Here is an 18,067-nt window from a genome sequence, read left to right on the forward strand (position 1 = left end):
CAGACGTTCGAACACCGGCGATATTGAACTCGGGATCTGACGAGATTTCACGCGGTTCGCCCAAATTCTCCCAACGGTCTTGAATGCGGCGCGCCAGTTCAAAAGCACATCGGCGTATGTGGCACCGTCACTTGCCGGTGCCACATTTAAGCGCCCTCCTACTCGCTAAGCCATTTCTTGATCGACTGAACAACCACGTTGGTGGAAATGCCATAGCGATCATGGAGCGTCGGGAGGGCGCCCGCATCCAGAAACTCGTCGGGCAGCGCCACTTGCCTGAAAGGCGCGTGTGCGCCCGCACGCATCAATGTTCCAGCAACCGCCTCCCCAAGACCCCCGATGACGGTGTGATTCTCCGCGACGATTACCAACCGGCCCGACTTTCGCGCTTCACGCACGATGGTTTCCGTGTCGAGCGGCTTGATGGTGGGAACATGCAGTACGGCCACGCCTACACTGTCCGCTTCCAGTTCCTTCGCTACCTCCAATGCACGCATCGTCATGATTCCGGACGAGATGATCAGTACATCGGCACCGTCCCGGAGCAGCTTGGCTTTGCCGAGTTCAAACTTGTAGTCATACTCGTCCAGGACCACAGGCACATTGCCACGCAGGAGGCGCGCGTAGACGGGGCCGTTGTGTTCGGCAATGGCTGGAACCATCTGCTCGATGTCGATGGCGTCGCACGGATCGATGACCATCATGTTGGGCATCGCCCGCATCAGCGCCAAGTCCTCCGCTGCCTGATGGCTGGGGCCATATCCTGTCGTCAACCCGGGCAACGCACAGACGATTTTGACGTTCAGGTTGTCCTCTGCAATCGTTTGATGCATGAAGTCGTAAGCGCGACGCGTAGCAAACACTGCGTAGGTCGTGACGAAGGGAACTGCACCTTCGTGCGCAAAGCCTGCGGCCGCTCCCATCAACAGTTGCTCCGCCATGCCCATTTGATAGTAGCGATCCGGGTAGGCCTTCGCAAAAATATGCAGATCGGTGTATTTGCCCAGGTCAGCCGTCATGCCGATGATGTCCTGCCGTTTGGCAGCCAGGGCTGCCAACGCGTGACCGAATGGCGCCGACCGCGTTGCCTGCCCTTCGCCAGCGATCGACGCAATCATGGCCGAGGTCTTCAGGCGGGGCTTGCCCGATTGAGTGTTGCTGTTCATGCTTTTCTCCCATCTTCAAGGGCCTGCAGGGCCAGTTGCCATTCGTGCGCATCCACCCGAATGAAGTGATTCCTTTCGCGTTGCTCAAGGAACGGCACACCGCAGCCCATCCGCGTGTCGCAGATAATCATTCGCGGCTGCGCTTCCTTATGCGCGCGGGCGTTGTCGAAGGCAGTCGCCACCGCATCGATGTCATTGCCGTCCACCCGCTGCACATACCAGCCAAATGCCTCCAGCTTCGGAACCAGTGGCTCGAATGCCAGAATCTGTGTCGACGGCCCGTCGGCCTGTTGGTTGTTCACGTCAACCATGGCGATCAGGTTGTCCAGCTTCCAGTGGCTGGCGGACAGGATGCCTTCCCAGATCGATCCTTCGTCCAGTTCCCCGTCCGAAAACAGGGTGTAGACGAATGCGTCCGAGTTCTTGCGCTTCAGACCCAGGCAACGGCCCACGGCAATCGTGAGGCCTTGGCCGAGCGACCCCCCGGACATCTCCATGCCCGGTGTGTAGCTAGCCATGCCCGACATGGGCAAGCGGCTGTCATCGCTCCCGTACGTTTCGAGCTCTTCGGCAGGCAGAATGCCCGCCTCGAGCAGCGCGGCATACAGCGCAATCGCGTAATGACCGTTGGAAAGCAGGAAGCGATCCCGCCCCTCCCACTGAGGATCTTCCGGGCGGTACTTCATCGCGCCGAAGTAGGCGACGGCAAGCACGTCCGCGATATCGAGAGCCTGGCCTACATAGCCTTGCCCCTGGACTTCTCCCATCAGGATGGCGTTGCGCCGGATGCGATAGGCGCGTTCGGCCAGCGAGACAGGCGCCTCGAGATTTGTACGACTCATGATTGACTCCGTTGGATGGTGGTTGGCTCAGCGATTCACAACTTTCGCCGGCACCAGAAATACGAGCAGCGCGCCGAATACGACTGTTGCCGAGATGAAGATCAGGCCCGCAGTTGACTTGCCAGTGAAGTCGTTGAGCCAGCCCACGATGGCGGGTGAGAAGAAGCCAGCCAGGTTTGCTACGCAATTCACCGCAGCGATACCTGCTGCTGCGGACATGCCACCAAGCACGGCCGTAGGAAGTGCCCAGAACTGTGATGACGAGGTCATGATCCCGGCAGCAGCAATGCAGAGGCAAATGATGGCTGCGGTGACACTGCCGAGCATTGGCAGCGTGGCGAAGCCAATTGCAGCCACCAGCATCGGAATTGCGAGGTGAAGACGACGCTCCCGCCGACGGTCAGCCGACAGGCCAACCAGCGGCAGTGCAACAATGGCGCACAGGTACGGTACGGCGGTAAGAATGCCAACCCACAGCGGGTCCGCGACACCAGTCTTGCGGATGATTGTCGGCAGCCAGAACGTCAACCCATACTGGCCCAGCACCACGCAGAAGTAGATGGCAGCCATCAACCACAGGCGACGATCCGCCATGAACGCACGAATCGAAACGTGCTGGACCTTCTGGGCGTTATCACCCTCCACATTACGCAGGAGCAGCGCCTTTTCCTGGTCTGTGAGCCATTTGGCGCCCTGAATGCCATTGTCGAGGTAGAACAGAATGGCAACACCGAGAACCAGAGAAGGCAATGCCTCAACCAGGAACAGCCACTTCCAGCCGGCCAGGTCATGCGCACCATGGAAAGCATGCATGATCCAGCCCGACAGTGGTCCGCCCACGATGCCAGCCAAAGGAATCGCCATGAAGAACATCGACAATGCCTTGGCGCGTCGCTCCGACGGGAACCAGTACGTAAGGTAGAGGATGACACCGGGCGCAAAGCCGGCCTCGGCAACACCGAGCAAGAAACGCAGTACGTAGAACTGCGTGGGCGTGCTGACAAACGCGAATCCCGCTGAGATAACCGCCCACGTCAGCATGATGCGCGCCAGCCAGTTGCGTGCGCCTACCTTGTGCAAGATGACGTTGCTCGGTACTTCGAAGATAAAGTAGCCCAGAAAGAAAATGCCGGCGCCGAGGCCGTAGATGGTTTCGCTGAACTGCAGATCGTTCAGCATTTGCAGCTTGGCAAATCCCACATTGACGCGATCAAGGTACGCCCCCAGGTAGCACAGCATCAGGAACGGAATCAGTCGCCGCATCACCTTGCCGTAGGTGCGAGACTCGAACGTGGCTTCTTCGGCGCGTTGTGTCACCACGCCAGGCCCTACGGCCGACGCTGCATATTTGGTCTTCATGGATGTCTCCTGCCGGTGCCCCGGGTGGTCCCGGGTGCTTTGACATGGTGGGAAGGCGGCCCTCGGGCCGCTATCAGTGAATCAGCATGCCGCCGTTCACATCCAGCGTGATGCCAGTGAGGTATGTTGAAAGATCGCTGACCAGGAACAGGCACGCGTTAGCCACGTCGGCGGCATCGCCAAGGCGTCCAAGCGGAATGCCCTTGATGATGTCCGTGCGCATTTCTGGGGTCAGCTTGTCGCCCGTAATGTCGGTTTGAATCAGTCCCGGGGTTACCGAGTTCACGCGGATACGATCGCTGCCAAATTCCCGGGCCATGGCTTTTGCCAGCCCGAGAACGCCGGCCTTCGCCGCGCTATAGTGCGGACCACCGAAGATGCCGCCGCCGCGTTGCGCGGATACCGACGACATGCAGACAATGCTCCCGCCCTTCTGCTCCTTCATTTGCGGGAGTACCGCCTGTGACATGTACAGCGTGCCGCGGAGGTTCACGTCGACCACCGCATCGAAGTTGGCGGCACCGATATCCAGTGTGCGGATCGGCTGCGTGATTCCTGCGTTGTTGATGAGACCATCAATGCGGCCATAGCGTGCGATGGTGGCCTGCACGGCAGCGTCGCATGATGCCTTGTCCGTGACGTCGCATCGCAGTCCCAAGTGGCCTTCACCCAGATCGGCGGCCGCCGCCTGGGCGGCGTCGAGTTGCAGATCAACGATGACGACCTTGGCGCCTTGATCCGCCAGCGCCCGGGCGGTCGCTTTGCCGATACCACGAGGCGACGCTGCGCCCGTAACGATGATGACTTTGTTCTCGACCAGCATCTCATGTCTCCTTGGTTATGCGTGGTGTGTTGATGGGTCGAGTTTTGTCTCTGGAGCGCTTCCGATCAATGCATTCGATGTCAACTATTGCTGAGAAATTTTCAGTTATCGAGGGTTGTCGAGATGAGGGAAAACCCGCATCAATCCGCGCCCTCCTGACGCCGGTTGACCTCCCGATCAAGCCAGGTCAGGAAGCGCTGAATCCGAGGCAAGTCGGCATTTTGGGCTGGATAGACCACATGATGGCTAACAACTTCCACTGAGTATTGCTCCTCGAACACTGGTACTAACGTCCCCTTTTGAAGCATCACCGACGCCAGCAGTGAACTCTCCAGCGCAACCCCGAGACCGAGCGCAGCCGTTTCAAGTGACATGTATGAACGGTCGAAAGCGAAATCGAAGTTCTTGTGCATCGCCGGCACGCCGAACCGCGCAAACCATTGCTCCCATCGAATCAGGGGAGTTTCGGAATTGATGAGCCGTCGCTTCACAAGGTCGGCGGGTGTCTGAACCGGATTTTTGCTCAGGTAACCAGGCGACGCGAGTGGGAGAATCCGTTCATGGCGAAGCGTTTTCACCTCGAGGTCTCGCCAGTGCGCGTGGCCGTGTCGTACATCCACGTCATAGAAACCAGCGGTGAAGGACACATCCTCGTAGGAGCACGACAAGTTGATCTGTATATCGCCGTTGTCAGCCTGGAAAGACTCCAACCGTGGAAGCAACCACATCAATCCGAAACTTGGACTGGTGTGAACGCGCAGGATGTCGATGGCTGCAGGTGTGGACGCGCGCTCGGTTGCCCTGTTGAGCTCCGCCAGAGCGCCGGTGATGTCCCGCAAGTACTGCTCGCCCACGGGTGTGAGTACAAGTCCTCGACCTTGGCGAAAGAACAACGGCTGGCCGATCGCTTCCTCCAGATTGGCCAGTTGATGACTGACCGCGGAAGCAGTCAAACCAAGTTCGTCGGCGGCCTTGCTGACGCTCCGATTTCGCGAAACGCTCTCAAAGGCAACGATGCTCTTCATTGGCGGGATGCGCATTGAGTTCCTTGGTAACGAGCTCTTCGGCCATTATCGCGCATACAAGCATCCGCCTCGTAGGGAGGAAGGCGGGGTGTCCCACTCTGCGTCTGACCGATAGACGTCACAAACTCGCCATTCACAGCTACCGGCCGAACGACGGTGATGGGTTGGAGGCCGCCGCGTAGGTCGATTCGAGCCGTCGGTCATCGGCCAGAAGCGGTCGGTCGACCTCGCCATCCAATTCGAATAGCCGAGGTGTCGTTCGCCCCGGCTCAACGACCGGTTTCCAGCGAGCGAATTGCCGGCTGCGCTGCCCCAAGGCGGCCATCTCCGGTCAGTGGCCGGAACATTCGGATGGACATTCGAACGTCGAGTTCGCTCAGCTAGTGGACTTTCGCGCGGCAACCGTGTCCGGTGTCCGTCGCTCAATCAACCTTCGCTGTCATTGACTTCATTTGCCAGTTACGAACTACCGATGACCGCATTCGCGTTCAACCAACTCCCTGTGTCAACCCCAAGCCGCTGCTCAAAGCCTGCTGCGACGCAACGTAAACGCTGGTGTTAAGGGACATGGCACCCGCGGCGACTTCAGCGTGACACTACGTCCAATCGCGAGGCGCCCAAACCTTATCTCCGTTTGAGAGGTGCAGCAACGACAGCGTGTAGCCGTAGTTGTCGCACTGCAGCTTCATCTCGCGCACGACTGCATCGGGGTGCGCGTTCTCAAACCACGTCTTCAGTTGCACGCGCTCACCCAACCGCGATGACACTTTCTCGGGGTCTGCGGCGAGCGAGCCTTCGGGGACGGGAACAACTCGCCCGCGAGTCTTGAAGTACGCGCCGTTTTTGAAAGCTTGGTCGGAAGAGACGCTCCAGTTCATGAAGCCGTCCGTGGAGAGCACGAGAACAGCGCTGTCCTCGGTGGAGCGAATCCATCGCAGAGCAGCCGAAGTCAGGGACACACCGAATTTGGTAGAGGTACTTGACAGAACATCGAGGTCGATTGCCGGGCCTGCAACGCTTTCTCTGAACTGTTTCATCGGCATCAACAGCGTTGAGGCGAACTCGTCGGCCTCGGCCTCCATTTGTTTGCTCCCGGCGTCATAGCCGGCGACTTCTGCTTGCGAGCAATGGAACTCGTTTTGCAGAAGTCGGTGCACTAGGAAGTGGCCGAGTTCGTGGGCTTGTGTGAAGCGAATCCGCCCTGGTGATGTCAACGATTCGTTGTAGAGAAGCGCCCATCTGCCCTTCTCAACTTGGAACAACCCACCTTCAAAGCTGTCGAGATTGGCAGCTTGGACGTCGGTGATTTCGTCCCCGAGCCTCAGGTCACGCCCAACGGCTTGGGCAAGCTCTCCTACGTCGACCGGGAATCGAGTCGATTCCCCTAGTGCGGCGTCGAGAAGATGGGACAGACGAATCGCAGCTTTTGACGGCCTGACCGGCTCGCTTAGCGGCATCTTTTATCCACCAGTCTTTTTCAACGCATCGAGGATGACTCGCAACTGTTCTTTCGTCTCAGGTTTCAGTTTGGAGTAGTTGCGAAAGAACTGCCGGTCCTTCAGGTCTTCCTGCAGATCTTCAATGCTGTCGTCCATAAAGAAGGCAACGTCGATGTCTAGCGCGCTGGCGATCGCCTGCAATTTGTCCAGGGAAGGCCGCGGCGATTGCCGGTTCTCCAATTCCCACAGATAGCTTTTGCTCAGTCCAGCGTCTTTCGCCAGGGCCTCTAGGGACTTGCCCTTCTCGGTTCTTTTCGCTTTGAGCTTCTCGCGGAGTGTGGCCATTGTCTTGAGCGAATTAGAAAAAGCGAGCTTTGTATTGTACTGCTATACCGAACGAAAGTGGTCGATTTTTTTAGAAGTGTTCCTCAACCTGCCGTTCGGTACACCGAACGTTTTTGGTGTACTATGGCGTCTCGTGGGGCATGGCTCTGGTTACGAGCACTGAGACCCATCAACCAGTCGCCGTACCTGCGGCGAAAACCATTAGCGAGGTATCGTATGAGCGACGCAGCTCTCGGAAACAAGCCGCACGAAGGCAGCAGCGATCAACACGACGACAAGCACGGCCCGAAACTTCAGTTCGAGCATGTGGCGTCCGTCCAGGATGTCACGTTCCGGGTTTCCTGGAGTGACACGTTGCAAGCCGCATGGGACATGGCGTATGAGAAGTTGGGCGAGGACCGGCGCCCGGATGATCGCCTCCAGACCGACGATGGCGTAGACATGATGCCGTACCTCGGCGAGACGATGCGGCAGCTCTTCGACGACAAGCACACGAAGAGCCACAAGTTCCAAATCGTCGGCCCGACCGGGGGAGCGCAGTCGTGATCGCACCGATGCCTGTGCAGGACATTCACGCTGGGAGGGAGGCGTTCCAGCGTGACCTTAAATCAATACTCAAAGACAGCACGTTGACCGACAGGGGCTGGTCGAAACCCGACGACCTGACGCTGCTCGTGTCCATGCTTGTCGAAAACGCGCCTCAACGCCAGGTTGATCTTTACCTGCTGCGCCTGTTCTTCGATCACTACCCGAAGGGCCCTCCGAGTGCGCAGTTCATCAACCCCCTTACGATGACATACGTGTATCCCGATGACGTGTGTTGGGTTCCGAAGTGTGAAGGCGCACCCGACATCGCCTTTCACCCGAACTACAACAGTGCCGGCCAGCTCATCTGTTCCTCGACCACGCTCGAGTTTTATAAGGTGAACCATAGCGTGAATGCGGAGCACGTGTGGGATCCGCAGCGGATGAACTTTTTGGCGACGCTTGCCGCGATCCGTCGTGGCCTAGCCCCCTCGTACTACAAAGGCCGCAGCACGCCATGAACGACGGAACAATTCTATGGCGGCCGCAGCCGCCAACGCTGTATGTCCCGACGGGTAAGGTGTTGACGGTGCCGGCTCAGGCGCTAGTGCGTACCGCCGTAGTCCTGCGCGGTGCAGGGATGGTCGAGTCGGCCTGCCTGTGGCTCGGTCCGCTTGATAGCGTTGGAAACGGTCTGGTGAAGGCCATTGTCGTGCCAATGCAAATCAATCGGCCGCGGAACTACTCGGTGCCTGGCGAGGCCATGCTGAAGGTCGCGGAACTAGCTCGGGCGCAAGGGTGGACTGTTGTCGGCGCGATCCACTCGCATCCTGGCGTTGGTGTTGAGCACTCGTCTTACGACGACGAGATGACGCCGAGCCGCCGAGCGGTGTCGATTGTCTTCCCCCGGTACGGCAACTGGTCAGGCTCGTGGCCGCGGAGCCTCGGCGTCCACGAGTATTTCCAAAGCTATTGGCATCTGCTGTCGGACGAGCACGCGCAGTCGCGAGTGGTGCTTTCTGATGGTCCAGAAGCCCCAATATTTGACCTGCGATGACCGCGATGAAAACTGAACTGGATCAGCTTGCTGACCGGCATCTTCGTGCCGACCCCCAAGGCGTTCTTGCCGACACTAGTGAGGCGAAATCAGGCGTCATTCTCGTCTACGTCAGTTTGCGCATGGCAGCGGCTTCGGGCACGCAGCATCTTATCTGGATGCTCGTCAGTCTACTGAGCCGCCAGTTCAAAGTCGTGAAGGAAATCATCCTCGACGTGCCGGAAGTCACCCTTCACCAGGGCGTGGCACCGTTCGGCGTGAAGGATACCCTTCTCGAAACGCTGGAAGAATGCGTTCGTTTGGTCAGCGGACCTCACATCAGAGCCACTCGGATCGAAGCGGGCTCGGCGCCCGACGTGACACTGGTGATCGGCTCCGACACGACGGCGTTGCCCCGGCACCTGCAACTCTACGCAGACGGCTGGAGATATTTCGTTGGCGTAGATGGAGAGGTGCCGGATACCCCCCCCACAAGTGACCTCTCCATCGGGCCATATCTGTGCGCGAGCTACGCTGCCGGAGAAGTCTTCAAGTTGTTGCGGGGGATGATGCCGGGTAAGGGAGAGTTCATCAGGGCGCATTTCGCCTCATCTTGGACGATGTCTTGTGCCGATACGTGGACCGAACTCATTGATGGCCCGAGCGCCGAGCAGTTTGAAGTGCTGCCGCATTTCTACTTCGCTGGCGCTGGCGCTGTCGCTCAAGCAGCCGCCCTTTGCCTCGGCACTTCGCGTTTCGCCGGCTCGTGCAGCGTCGTGGACAAAGACGAACTCGACCTGACCAACGACAACCGCTACGCCCTGTCGACCCGCGAAGACGACGGGGAGTCAAAGGTTGGTCTCATGCAGCGCTACCTACGGTCGGTAGGTTTCGACTGCCAAGCCGTTTCGGATTGGTGGCAAACCTTCGCTACAAGCGGTGGCAAACATGCTCCCAACGACGATGTTCGAGCCTTTGAGCAGGCGTACAAATTTCCCATCGTTCTATCATGCGTCGATAAAAACGACCCGCGGCATGCGCTTCAAAACGGCTTGCCACAACTGATCCTCGGTGGCAGCACTGACGGACTCAGTGCCAAAGCAAGCATCTTCGACCTTGGTGCTGGAACGGCCTGCCTAAAATGCCATAATCCACTACCGTCGCGAAACGCCGTCGTTCAGGAACGAATCGCCGCACTGCGGCAGCTCGATGGTGAGCGCCGGACGGCGTACGCTCGCGGACTTGGCTTGACCGAGGAGGACGTTGAACTCCTGCTCGGCCCCGGTGGTTGCGGAAAGCTTTCCGAAACCGACCTCGACCGCTTCGCCGCCGGCTCGCCCGAGATGTCGGTGGGATTTGTTTCCGCAGCAGCAGGCGTCCTGCTGGTAGCCCAGTTCCTGCGCTACCTTCACTTGGGTGCGGCTAAAGCAATCCACGACGGCACCATGGCGGTTGCCACATTCGCCCGGGCAAGGATCCGGTCGATGAATGTCGGTCATGATCATGGCTGCGATTGTTCCCAACTGCTGCGAGACCGCTGGGGCAGACATTGGTCCAGTTCGTATCGAGCATAACTGTCTGCCGCTTCTGGGGATCTCAAGAATAGTTATGAAGAACGAGGCCACGTGTGCTTGAGCAGACGCCCAAGAGCGCCCGCTTGTGGCCAACTGCCGCCTTAGCGTACTAACGCCCGAAAGCGGTCATTGGCTGCTCAAGCAAAGCAAAGTGAACGTCTCCAATCGATCACTCATCGGTCGCGACGACAGGGCGTACGGCCGTTGTACTTTGGAAGCAGCCTGTGCGGTGACGTTGTGCCGAGTGCCTGAAACGGGTCGGGCTGTGTCAGTCCGCTCATCAATCTCATCGCTGGAAAGCGGCCAGTGGACTTCAGATGCCCGGAAGCGGCCAGTCAGCAGTGCGTACTCCCGACCCATATCTGTCAATCAGCTAGGTTGCTGCCAATGGCAGGAAACTGGCTTGATGGGGTCGTTCGAACGCAGTTTCGCCGCAATTCAGGCTCGCGCCGGCAGCGTGCGCCCGTGGCCGCAGACGGAAGATCGAGCGATCCCAGGAGTCGTCAATACGTCCTGACGAACCGCGGAAAGATGCGTAGCCATCGGCCTGCCAATGAACCGGTCGTCGCAAATACAAATGCCGGCACGTAGGAGGCTGCGAGCGCCGGTCGGTACTAAAAATCGAAGGTGTCAAAATTTGCATACCTAGATTGCCATAGTCGTAACGTAACGGCCCGGCGAGTACCGTCTTCCGCAATTGAGACCGGGTAGGCAAGCTCTGGTGTCTTAGCGGGCCGCATAGGCGTCCGCTTAATTTAGGCGGACACCTATGAAGACACTCCCCGATCCCGTTTCGGAGAGGCGCATCCAGCGACGCCGGTTCTCCGAAGCTTTCAAGCGCGATATCGTCGCGCAGTGTATGCAGCCCAATGCATCTGTGTCGGCGATCGCGCTGGCCAACGGCCTCAATACGAATCAGGTCTTCAAGTGGCGCCGCATGGCTCTCGATGGCGAGCATGAGTCTTCGTCCACGATGCTGCCGGTAACCGTCGAGGACATCTCCTCCATGCCTGTCGTTCCTGCGTTGCGGCACGATGGTTCCGTGGAGATCCGACTTGAGCGCGGCACGATCCGCCTCACCGACCCCATCGACATTGCTATATTGAATGCGCTGATGGCGTCGCTAACAGTATGATTGGGTTGCCTGCCGGAACAAGGGTGTGGTTGGCTGCGGGGGTCACCGATATGCGCTGCGGCTTTAATGGCCTGGCTGCCAAAGCACACGCCACGCTGTCCGAGGATCCGTACAGCGGTCATGTCTTTGTCTTCCGCGGCCGGCGTGGCGACCTGATCAAGGTGCTCTGGTGGAGCGGTGACGGTCTCTGCCTGCTGGCCAAGCGCCTAGAGCGAGGCCGCTTCGTCTGGCCCCAGGCTGACAGCGGCAAGGTCCACCTGACGCCGGCGCAACTCTCGATGCTGCTCGAGGGCATCGACTGGCGCAAGCCAGAACGGACCTGGCGCCCGACACTCGCCTTGTAAACAGCTGCGCCACTTCCTACACTGCGGGACATGCAAACCGATCCCGCCACGCTTCCCGATGACATCGCCACCCTCAAGGCGATGATCATCGCGCGTGACAGCGCACTGCGCGACCATGCGATCGAGATCGAACACCTCAAGCTGCTGATTGCCAAGCTCAAGCGCCAGCAGTTCGGTTACCGGTCCGAGAAGCTGGACCGACAGATCGAGCAACTCGAACTAAAGCTCGAAGAACTGCAGACCGATGAAGGCGTCGTTGCGGCAAGTGCACCTCGCTCGCGCACGGTCCATGGCAACGGTGGACGCAACCCGCTACCGGCGCACCTGGAACGCGAAGACGTCATTCACTCGCCGGCGGAGACCACGTGCTGCGCATGTGGTGGCGCCTTCGAAGTCCTCGGCGAAGACGTCGCCGAACAACTGGAACTGGTCCCGGCACGGCTACGTGTCATCCGACATCGGCGCGTGAAGCTTGCTTGCACGGCCTGCGATCGCATCGTGCAGTCACCCGCACCCAGCCGTCCCATCGATCGAGGCATCCCCGGCCCGGGCTTGCTGGCCAACGTGCTGGTCTCGAAGTTCTGCGACCACCAGCTGCTGTATCGTCAGCGCGTTCGCTGGGAACGTGAAGGGGTCGATCTGCCAGAATCCACGCTGGGTGACTGGGTCGGCGGCTGCTCGGCGTTGCTCAGCCCGCTGGTCGCAGCGGTGGAGCGTTACGTGATGGGTGGCAACAAGGTGCACGGCGACGATACGCCGATTCCGGTGCTGGCGCCGGGCAATGGCAAGACAAAGACGGCACGGCTGTGGACCTACGTGCGCGACGATCGACCATCGGGCAACGCCGCGCCGCCTGCAGTGTGGTTCGCCTACTCGCCCGATCGTAAGGGTGAATACCCACAGCACCATCTGCGATCCTTCGGCGGGATCTTGCAAGCCGATGCGTATGCTGGCTTCAACGCGGTCTATGAAACCGGCCGAGTGCAAGAAGCCGCGTGCTGGGCGCATTATCCCGAGTGCTGTTTTATCTGGTGCTCAACGCACACGGTTGCTGCTTACACGAGAGATGGTTGATCACATCGCCACATAAATTCAGCGTGTTCAATGCACATGTGCATCCGATCTGGCCCGGACAGCGTATATGCCTGTATGAACACGCAGTCACGCAAGCCACAACCAACCGAATGCACGCCAAGCATCCAGGATATTCTCCGCGTGTGGCGTGGTGATCGCTGTGTCAGCGCAAGCACTGCGCATCTATACCTGTATTGGATCGGTCGGTTTCGACGCTATTGTCGTACCCTTGATCTTGATGAAGGCGCGGAACTATCGCGCGACGGGGTCAAGCGCTTCCAGTCCTGGTACGCGCGTACGCGCAAGGTTGACGCCGCGTATCTCGGTCACGCGAGTTCATCTATGCGCTCGCTGCGACGCGTGCACGAAGTCATGGGCTTACCGGTACCGCCGTGGCAATCCATCGAATGTCATGAGCCACCTGCCATGGCGGTTCTGCGCGACTACTCTGCCTATCTTGGACAAGTTCGCGGCAATCCCGAGACCTCTATCCACAAGAAGCTCGATCACGTCGGTAAGCTGTTCGAGCACCTGCGCCGTTCCGGCAAGTCCTGGCGCCATCTGCGCTTGCCCGACATTGATGCATTCCTCATCGAATGCGCTAGCCACTATGCACGCTCGACGACCGCCGACATCGCCAGCACAGTCAGATCCTTTGCCCGGTTCTTGCTGGCCAGTGGGAGCATTCGCACCGACTTGGCCGACGGGGTAATTTCGCCAGTACAGCCCAGATTCGAACGCCCCCCGCGCGCATTACCGTGGGAAGACGTTCAACGACTCCTGCGCGCAGTGGACACGAGTACGGCACGCGGGCTGCGCGACCATGCGCTGCTGTTGATGATGAGCACGTACGGCCTGGGCGCCGGCGAAGGGATCGGTTTGCAATTGCAGGACATTGACTGGGATGCCGGGACGTTGCAGATGTCTCGCCCGAAGACCAGCGTCAACTTCATGCTGCCCTTGCTTCCTCCGGTGGCCAAGGTGCTGGCCCTTTACCTGCGGCATGGGCGCCCGCCGCATACACCTACGCGGCATGTGTTCGTCCAGATGAAGGTGCCATTCGGCGCCCTAACGGCATCGTCGGCGGTGCGGCACGTGCTCATCAAACACGCGAAGGTCGCCGGTATCCAGGCGTCATACCTAGGCAGCCACGTCTTGCGGCACTCGAATGCCGCGCGGCAACTTGACGTTGGCATCAAGGCACGCGTGTTGTCGGATCTGCTCGGACATCGCGACCCAGAGTCGGTGTCAGCCTACGTGCGCATCGCCACGCAATCGCTGCGCGAGGTCTCTCTCCCAGTGCCGCGATGAGCAAGAACATTACCGCCACCACACTGGCCCGCGATGCTATCCAGTTCCTGACGTTCAAGAGGACTATGGGATTGGGCTACCGCCGCGCCGAGTTTGTGCTCAACGGCTTCGTGCGCTTCGTCCGTGACCGGTATGGCGATCGCCCGGTGTCAATGGAGCAGGCAGTTACACAGTGGGTGACACGAATCGAAGGCCGCAAGGCCATCACGGTGGGCAACGAATTCGGTGTAGTGCGTCAGTTGTGCCTGTTCCGTCGCCGCAGCGATCCATACAGCTTCGTCCCGACCACGCGGTGGCGCCGGTCAAGGAGTCGGTGTTCGTGCCTTACATCTTCAGTCGCGAAGAGGTACTTGCTTTGCTGGACGCCGCCACGCAGCACGAAGGCCGCAACATGTGGGGGGCGATGTTGCGCACGCTCACGCTCGTACTGTACTGCACCGGGATGCGACTGGGCGAAGCCACCAGGCTGCTTCTGGTCGACGTCAATCTACGCACCGCCGTTGTGACAGTTCAACGAAGCAAGGGGCGCTCGCGTATTCTGGCGATCCGCAACGACCTGGTCGTCGAACTGCGTCACTACCTGCGCCAACGCGAGGAAGTCCTTGCGGCAAGCGGGGCAGACGATCCATTGACACTGTTCATCCGCCGCGATGGATCAGCGCTCAGTGTACGTGCGGCCTCGGATGCGTTGCGATGCCTGCTGCGCGATCTCGGCTTGAAGCCTCCACGCGGTCGCTCGGGTGCCCGGCCTTACGAGTTCAGGCATGCCTTCGCCGTACATCGGCTGACCGCTTGGGCCATTGAGGGTGTGGACGTGCACGCCAAGCTGCCGTGGTTGTCGGCCTATCTCGGCCACCAGAACGTCCTTGGCACAGAGGTGTACCTCAAGGCCACGCCCGAGTTGTTGCAACTGGCGAGCCAGCGCTTCGAGCAGCACTCGCGCCGCAAGCGCCGATCGCCATGAGCCGCTCGCAGGATGGTCTGTTCGTGCACGTGCAGTCGTACTTCACAGAGTACCTGCCGACGCAGCGAGGTGCCAGCGTCCACACCATCCGTGCCTACCGGGATGCGCTGGCGATGCTGTTCAGATTCGTTGCTGAGCAGCGCGGCCGAGGGGTTGCTTCCTTGCAGCTCGGCGACATCGACGCCGATGCCGTGACACGTTTCCTGGATCATATCGAGACGCAGCGATCGAACTCGGCAGCAACACGCAATTGCCGCCGAGCGGCGATTCGTGGCTTCTTCAAGCATCTACTGCGCAACGACCTTGTGCACTCGCAGCAGTACATGCGAGTGTTGGCTATCCCTGCAAAGAAGGCGAGGCAGCGGCCAGCAACCTACCTTGAAGCGGAGGATGTCCGCCTGATCATCAGCACACCTAATCGGCGCACCGTCGACGGTTGGCGTGACTACGCGCTTCTGCTCTTCCTCTACAACAGTGGTGCTCGGGTCAGTGAGGCTGCCGGACTTCGGTGGGACGATCTGCAATTGACCTCACCAAGGCAAGTTCGCTTGCATGGCAAGGGTAAGAAGGAGCGCCTGTTACCGCTTTGGACCGAGACAGCTAACGCGCTGCACCGACTGCGCGGAATGTCAGGTGCTACCAATGAGCAGTGCGTATTCCTCAATCGACACGGCCAGCCTATGACCCGCGACGGCGTCGCCTACGTTCTTGGCAAGCACGTAGCGGCAGCGGCTCGCGACAACCCAGTGCTGCGACGCAAGCACATCACGCCACACGTCCTGCGTCACAGTTGCGCCATTGCGCTTCTGCAGTCAGGAACCGACGTGACGGTGATCCGTGACTATCTCGGCCACGCCAGCGTCGCCACCACCGGCCGCTATATCACGACCAACCTGCAGATGAAGCGAGAGGCCATGCTCGCATTCTGGAAGAAGGCCGGCATTGGGCCGGCGAACGCGAAGACATGGAAGCCCAAGGGCGATATGCTCGCGTTCTTAAAGTCCCTCTGAGCAATCCAAATTTATGTGAAGCTCGGATCCTCGATCGACCGTACGGGTGCTGCTGCCAAGTGCCTTCACTCAAGATAAAACAGCACTCGGGATAATGCGCCTTATGCCGAGCTCGGCATAAGGCTCACGCAAGACGCAAGTTCTACGACCTGCATGCGGTGAGGCCCAATGCCGTCACCGAACAGGCGCTGGCGCGCATCGGCGAACTTTATGACATCGAGCGCGAGATCCGAGGACAGCCGCCAGACCTGCGCCAGGAGATCCGGCAGCGCGAGGCTGTACCGCGACTAACAGCGCTGAAGGCTTGGCTAGAAGAGCCGGCGGCCAAGCTCTCGCGCAAGTCCGACACCACGGCAGCGATCCTCTACACGCTCAAGCGCTGGGATGCCTTCACGCGCTATGCCGGCGATGGACGACTGGAGATCGACAACAACAGCGCCGAACGCGCGTTGCGCGCCGTCGCCTTGGGTCGCAAAAACTTTCTATTCGCTGGCGCTGATAGCGGCGGCGAACGTGCCGCCGCGATGTACACCCTCATCGGCACTGCAAAACTTAATGACCTCAACCCCGAGGCGTACCTGCGCTACGTGCTGAACCGCATCGCCGATCATCCGATCACCCGGATCGACGAACTGCTGCCCTGGGCAGTCGCGCACGAACTTCGGCCCGCGACGTAAGCGCTGAGTTGCGCTCCCTCATACAGGGAGCCTGCGCTATCGCAACCTTAGGCGCTGGGCTGAACAACGTATCCGCTTGGCGGCTGCCGAAGCAGAGTCTCCGATCTGTTCCCACTCCCATTCAGAATGCCACCAAGCGAGGCGGTCGGCCGCATTCCTGATATTTGGTGCGCCGACCACGGCCGACACATCTGCCGCAACTGAGGCCCACCAATCGAGACCTTCGCCGTCACATGCCTTCGGGTCAACTGCGTCTCGATAGATCTCTTTTACTTGTTCGAGGGTAAGCTCCATCACGGTAGCCAGATAGTATGGATACACGAGACGCTATCACATCGGCCTTGCAGTGCAAGTCCCCCTGTCACACCAACACCAACGTGCTATTCGTCAATACGGTATTGGCCGGGCCGTTACGTCGTAACTTGGCGATCTTCGCGTGATGTCTGCATTCGGCAGCTCAATGGCTCGTGTGGTAAGACGCCAACGGTCACAGGATTGGCCGTTCTAAAAGTTGGTGGCGCTCCTTGGAGCGGCCCCTTGAATCTCAGGACACCCGGCACCTCTTAAAATAAGAGGTAGTGTGCGACACGAAGCATGAGGCCGTTGGTTAGGCGCAATGCATGCTCGTTTCATCATTGTTCAACTGCATGCAGTCTGGTGCGGTAGTGAACCCGCCGTGCGACCGGCGGTAGCTTGGGAGCGCGTGCATCGCTGGTAACGGCGTTGTGCGAAGCCGCTCCGACAAAGTGTCCGTAAGCGCGCAGTGTCGCGAGGCACTGCGTGGAAGCTCCGAGCAGCAATGGGGCTGAGATGCGAAGCTGGCTGACATGGGCAACACATGTGAATCGCTGATAAACGTCGTTATTATTGACATGCCAAAGCTGCTGTTAGGCATGACCCAAAATGGGAAGTGGCCGGATGTTGCTCTGCTATCAAGCAACACGTCGCCGTAAGCGCCACCGGCGAAGAGGCGGGTCCTTACTCAGTCGTGTGATGAAACGGGAACGTGGTAAGCCCGTACCGTTGCCCTCGTGGCAAGCGAGCCGTGAGGCAAGCTGTTGACTGTGCGGGTATGAGAAGGCGGAAAACGCGAATGCCGCGCCGTAATCGTGTGGATAGGGGCTGCAACATCGCCTCGCGCGAAAGCGAGCAGACTTCCGCTAGGTTCTCGAGCGCAGAAACTTGGTCTGGGTTCAACGAGGGGAAGCATGGAAGAGCGCCAGCTATGGCGTCTGCACCTCTCGGCGCTTGCGCTGAGCGACGACCGTTCATCGATGCGTAGGCTCAATTGAAGTCGAGAGCCGACTGTTTATCCATAGACAGTTTTTCGAGAGCGTGAGCCGTATGCGGGGAAACTCGCACGTACGGTTCTTAGGGGAGGATGCGCCGGCGACGGCGTGTCCTTACCCGATCTTGTG

At 59.5% G+C, this 18,067-nt stretch carries 16 protein-coding genes and 2 pseudogenes; 11 read left to right on the forward strand and 7 right to left on the reverse strand.

Going from position 1 to position 18,067, the window contains the following annotated elements:
• Positions 1-158: 158 nt before the first annotated feature.
• The 7 genes from AC3FLX_RS32035 to AC3FLX_RS32065 form a co-directional block, all read right to left on the reverse strand.
• Positions 159-1,166: a transketolase family protein gene (locus AC3FLX_RS32035; protein ID WP_488701347.1), complete on the reverse strand. Its 1,008-nt coding sequence runs from the start codon at positions 1,164-1,166 to the stop codon at positions 159-161.
• Complete coding sequence (locus AC3FLX_RS32040; protein ID WP_488701348.1) at positions 1,163-2,008, reverse strand: transketolase; 846 nt, start codon at positions 2,006-2,008, stop codon at positions 1,163-1,165. The genes AC3FLX_RS32035 and AC3FLX_RS32040 overlap by 4 nt, the downstream gene beginning before the upstream one ends.
• Before the next feature lie 27 nt (positions 2,009-2,035).
• The gene (locus tag AC3FLX_RS32045) at positions 2,036-3,367 is read right to left on the reverse strand and encodes an MFS transporter (RefSeq protein ID WP_488701349.1); all 1,332 of its coding nucleotides are present in this window, start codon (positions 3,365-3,367) and stop codon (positions 2,036-2,038) included.
• Positions 3,368-3,440: 73 nt separating this feature from the next.
• Complete coding sequence (locus AC3FLX_RS32050; RefSeq protein WP_488701350.1) at positions 3,441-4,190, reverse strand: SDR family NAD(P)-dependent oxidoreductase; 750 nt, start codon at positions 4,188-4,190, stop codon at positions 3,441-3,443.
• A gap of 140 nt (positions 4,191-4,330) precedes the next feature.
• Positions 4,331-5,230 carry a LysR substrate-binding domain-containing protein gene (locus AC3FLX_RS32055; protein ID WP_488701351.1) on the reverse strand — a complete coding sequence of 300 codons (900 nt, stop codon included), beginning with the start codon at positions 5,228-5,230 and terminating at the stop codon, positions 4,331-4,333.
• A gap of 581 nt (positions 5,231-5,811) precedes the next feature.
• Positions 5,812-6,672 carry an ImmA/IrrE family metallo-endopeptidase gene (locus AC3FLX_RS32060; protein WP_488701352.1) on the reverse strand — a complete coding sequence of 287 codons (861 nt, stop codon included), beginning with the start codon at positions 6,670-6,672 and terminating at the stop codon, positions 5,812-5,814.
• 3 nt (positions 6,673-6,675) lie between these two features.
• Complete coding sequence (locus tag AC3FLX_RS32065) at positions 6,676-6,999, reverse strand: helix-turn-helix domain-containing protein (RefSeq protein WP_488701353.1); 324 nt, start codon at positions 6,997-6,999, stop codon at positions 6,676-6,678.
• Between the two features lie 216 nt (positions 7,000-7,215).
• On the opposite strand from AC3FLX_RS32065, the gene AC3FLX_RS32070 reads away from it, so the two are divergent.
• The 11 genes and pseudogenes from AC3FLX_RS32070 to tnpC (AC3FLX_RS32120) form a co-directional block, all read left to right on the forward strand.
• Positions 7,216-7,545 carry a hypothetical protein gene (locus AC3FLX_RS32070; protein WP_488701354.1) on the forward strand — a complete coding sequence of 110 codons (330 nt, stop codon included), beginning with the start codon at positions 7,216-7,218 and terminating at the stop codon, positions 7,543-7,545.
• On the forward strand, positions 7,542-8,045 hold the full coding sequence (locus AC3FLX_RS32075; protein WP_488701355.1) for a hypothetical protein: 504 nt from the start codon (positions 7,542-7,544) through the stop codon (positions 8,043-8,045). Before AC3FLX_RS32070 ends, AC3FLX_RS32075 begins: the two co-directional genes overlap by 4 nt.
• The gene (locus AC3FLX_RS32080; RefSeq protein WP_488701356.1) at positions 8,042-8,581 is read left to right on the forward strand and encodes a Mov34/MPN/PAD-1 family protein; all 540 of its coding nucleotides are present in this window, start codon (positions 8,042-8,044) and stop codon (positions 8,579-8,581) included. The genes AC3FLX_RS32075 and AC3FLX_RS32080 overlap by 4 nt, the downstream gene beginning before the upstream one ends.
• A gap of 5 nt (positions 8,582-8,586) precedes the next feature.
• Entirely contained in the window at positions 8,587-10,134 is a 1,548-nt protein-coding gene (locus AC3FLX_RS32085) for a ThiF family adenylyltransferase (RefSeq protein ID WP_488701357.1), read from the forward strand.
• A 769-nt stretch (positions 10,135-10,903) separates the two neighbouring features.
• Positions 10,904-11,269: an IS66-like element accessory protein TnpA gene (gene tnpA, locus AC3FLX_RS32090; protein WP_488701358.1), complete on the forward strand. Its 366-nt coding sequence runs from the start codon at positions 10,904-10,906 to the stop codon at positions 11,267-11,269.
• Positions 11,266-11,613 carry an IS66 family insertion sequence element accessory protein TnpB gene (gene tnpB / locus AC3FLX_RS32095; RefSeq protein ID WP_488701359.1) on the forward strand — a complete coding sequence of 116 codons (348 nt, stop codon included), beginning with the start codon at positions 11,266-11,268 and terminating at the stop codon, positions 11,611-11,613. The genes tnpA and tnpB overlap by 4 nt, the downstream gene beginning before the upstream one ends.
• Positions 11,614-11,643: 30 nt before the next feature.
• A pseudogene (tnpC, locus tag AC3FLX_RS32100) lies at positions 11,644-12,621 on the forward strand (IS66 family transposase); the annotation flags it as partial.
• A 141-nt stretch (positions 12,622-12,762) separates the two neighbouring features.
• Entirely contained in the window at positions 12,763-13,998 is a 1,236-nt protein-coding gene (locus AC3FLX_RS32105; protein WP_488701361.1) for a tyrosine-type recombinase/integrase, read from the forward strand.
• Between the two features lie 319 nt (positions 13,999-14,317).
• The gene (locus AC3FLX_RS32110; protein WP_488701362.1) at positions 14,318-14,962 is read left to right on the forward strand and encodes a tyrosine-type recombinase/integrase; all 645 of its coding nucleotides are present in this window, start codon (positions 14,318-14,320) and stop codon (positions 14,960-14,962) included.
• Complete coding sequence (locus tag AC3FLX_RS32115; protein ID WP_488701363.1) at positions 14,959-15,972, forward strand: site-specific integrase; 1,014 nt, start codon at positions 14,959-14,961, stop codon at positions 15,970-15,972. The genes AC3FLX_RS32110 and AC3FLX_RS32115 overlap by 4 nt, the downstream gene beginning before the upstream one ends.
• 122 nt (positions 15,973-16,094) lie before the next feature.
• A pseudogene (gene tnpC, locus AC3FLX_RS32120) lies at positions 16,095-16,649 on the forward strand (IS66 family transposase); the annotation flags it as partial.
• Positions 16,650-18,067 lie beyond the last annotated feature (1,418 nt).

This window comes from Cupriavidus sp. 291-E7, assembly GCF_057798835.1.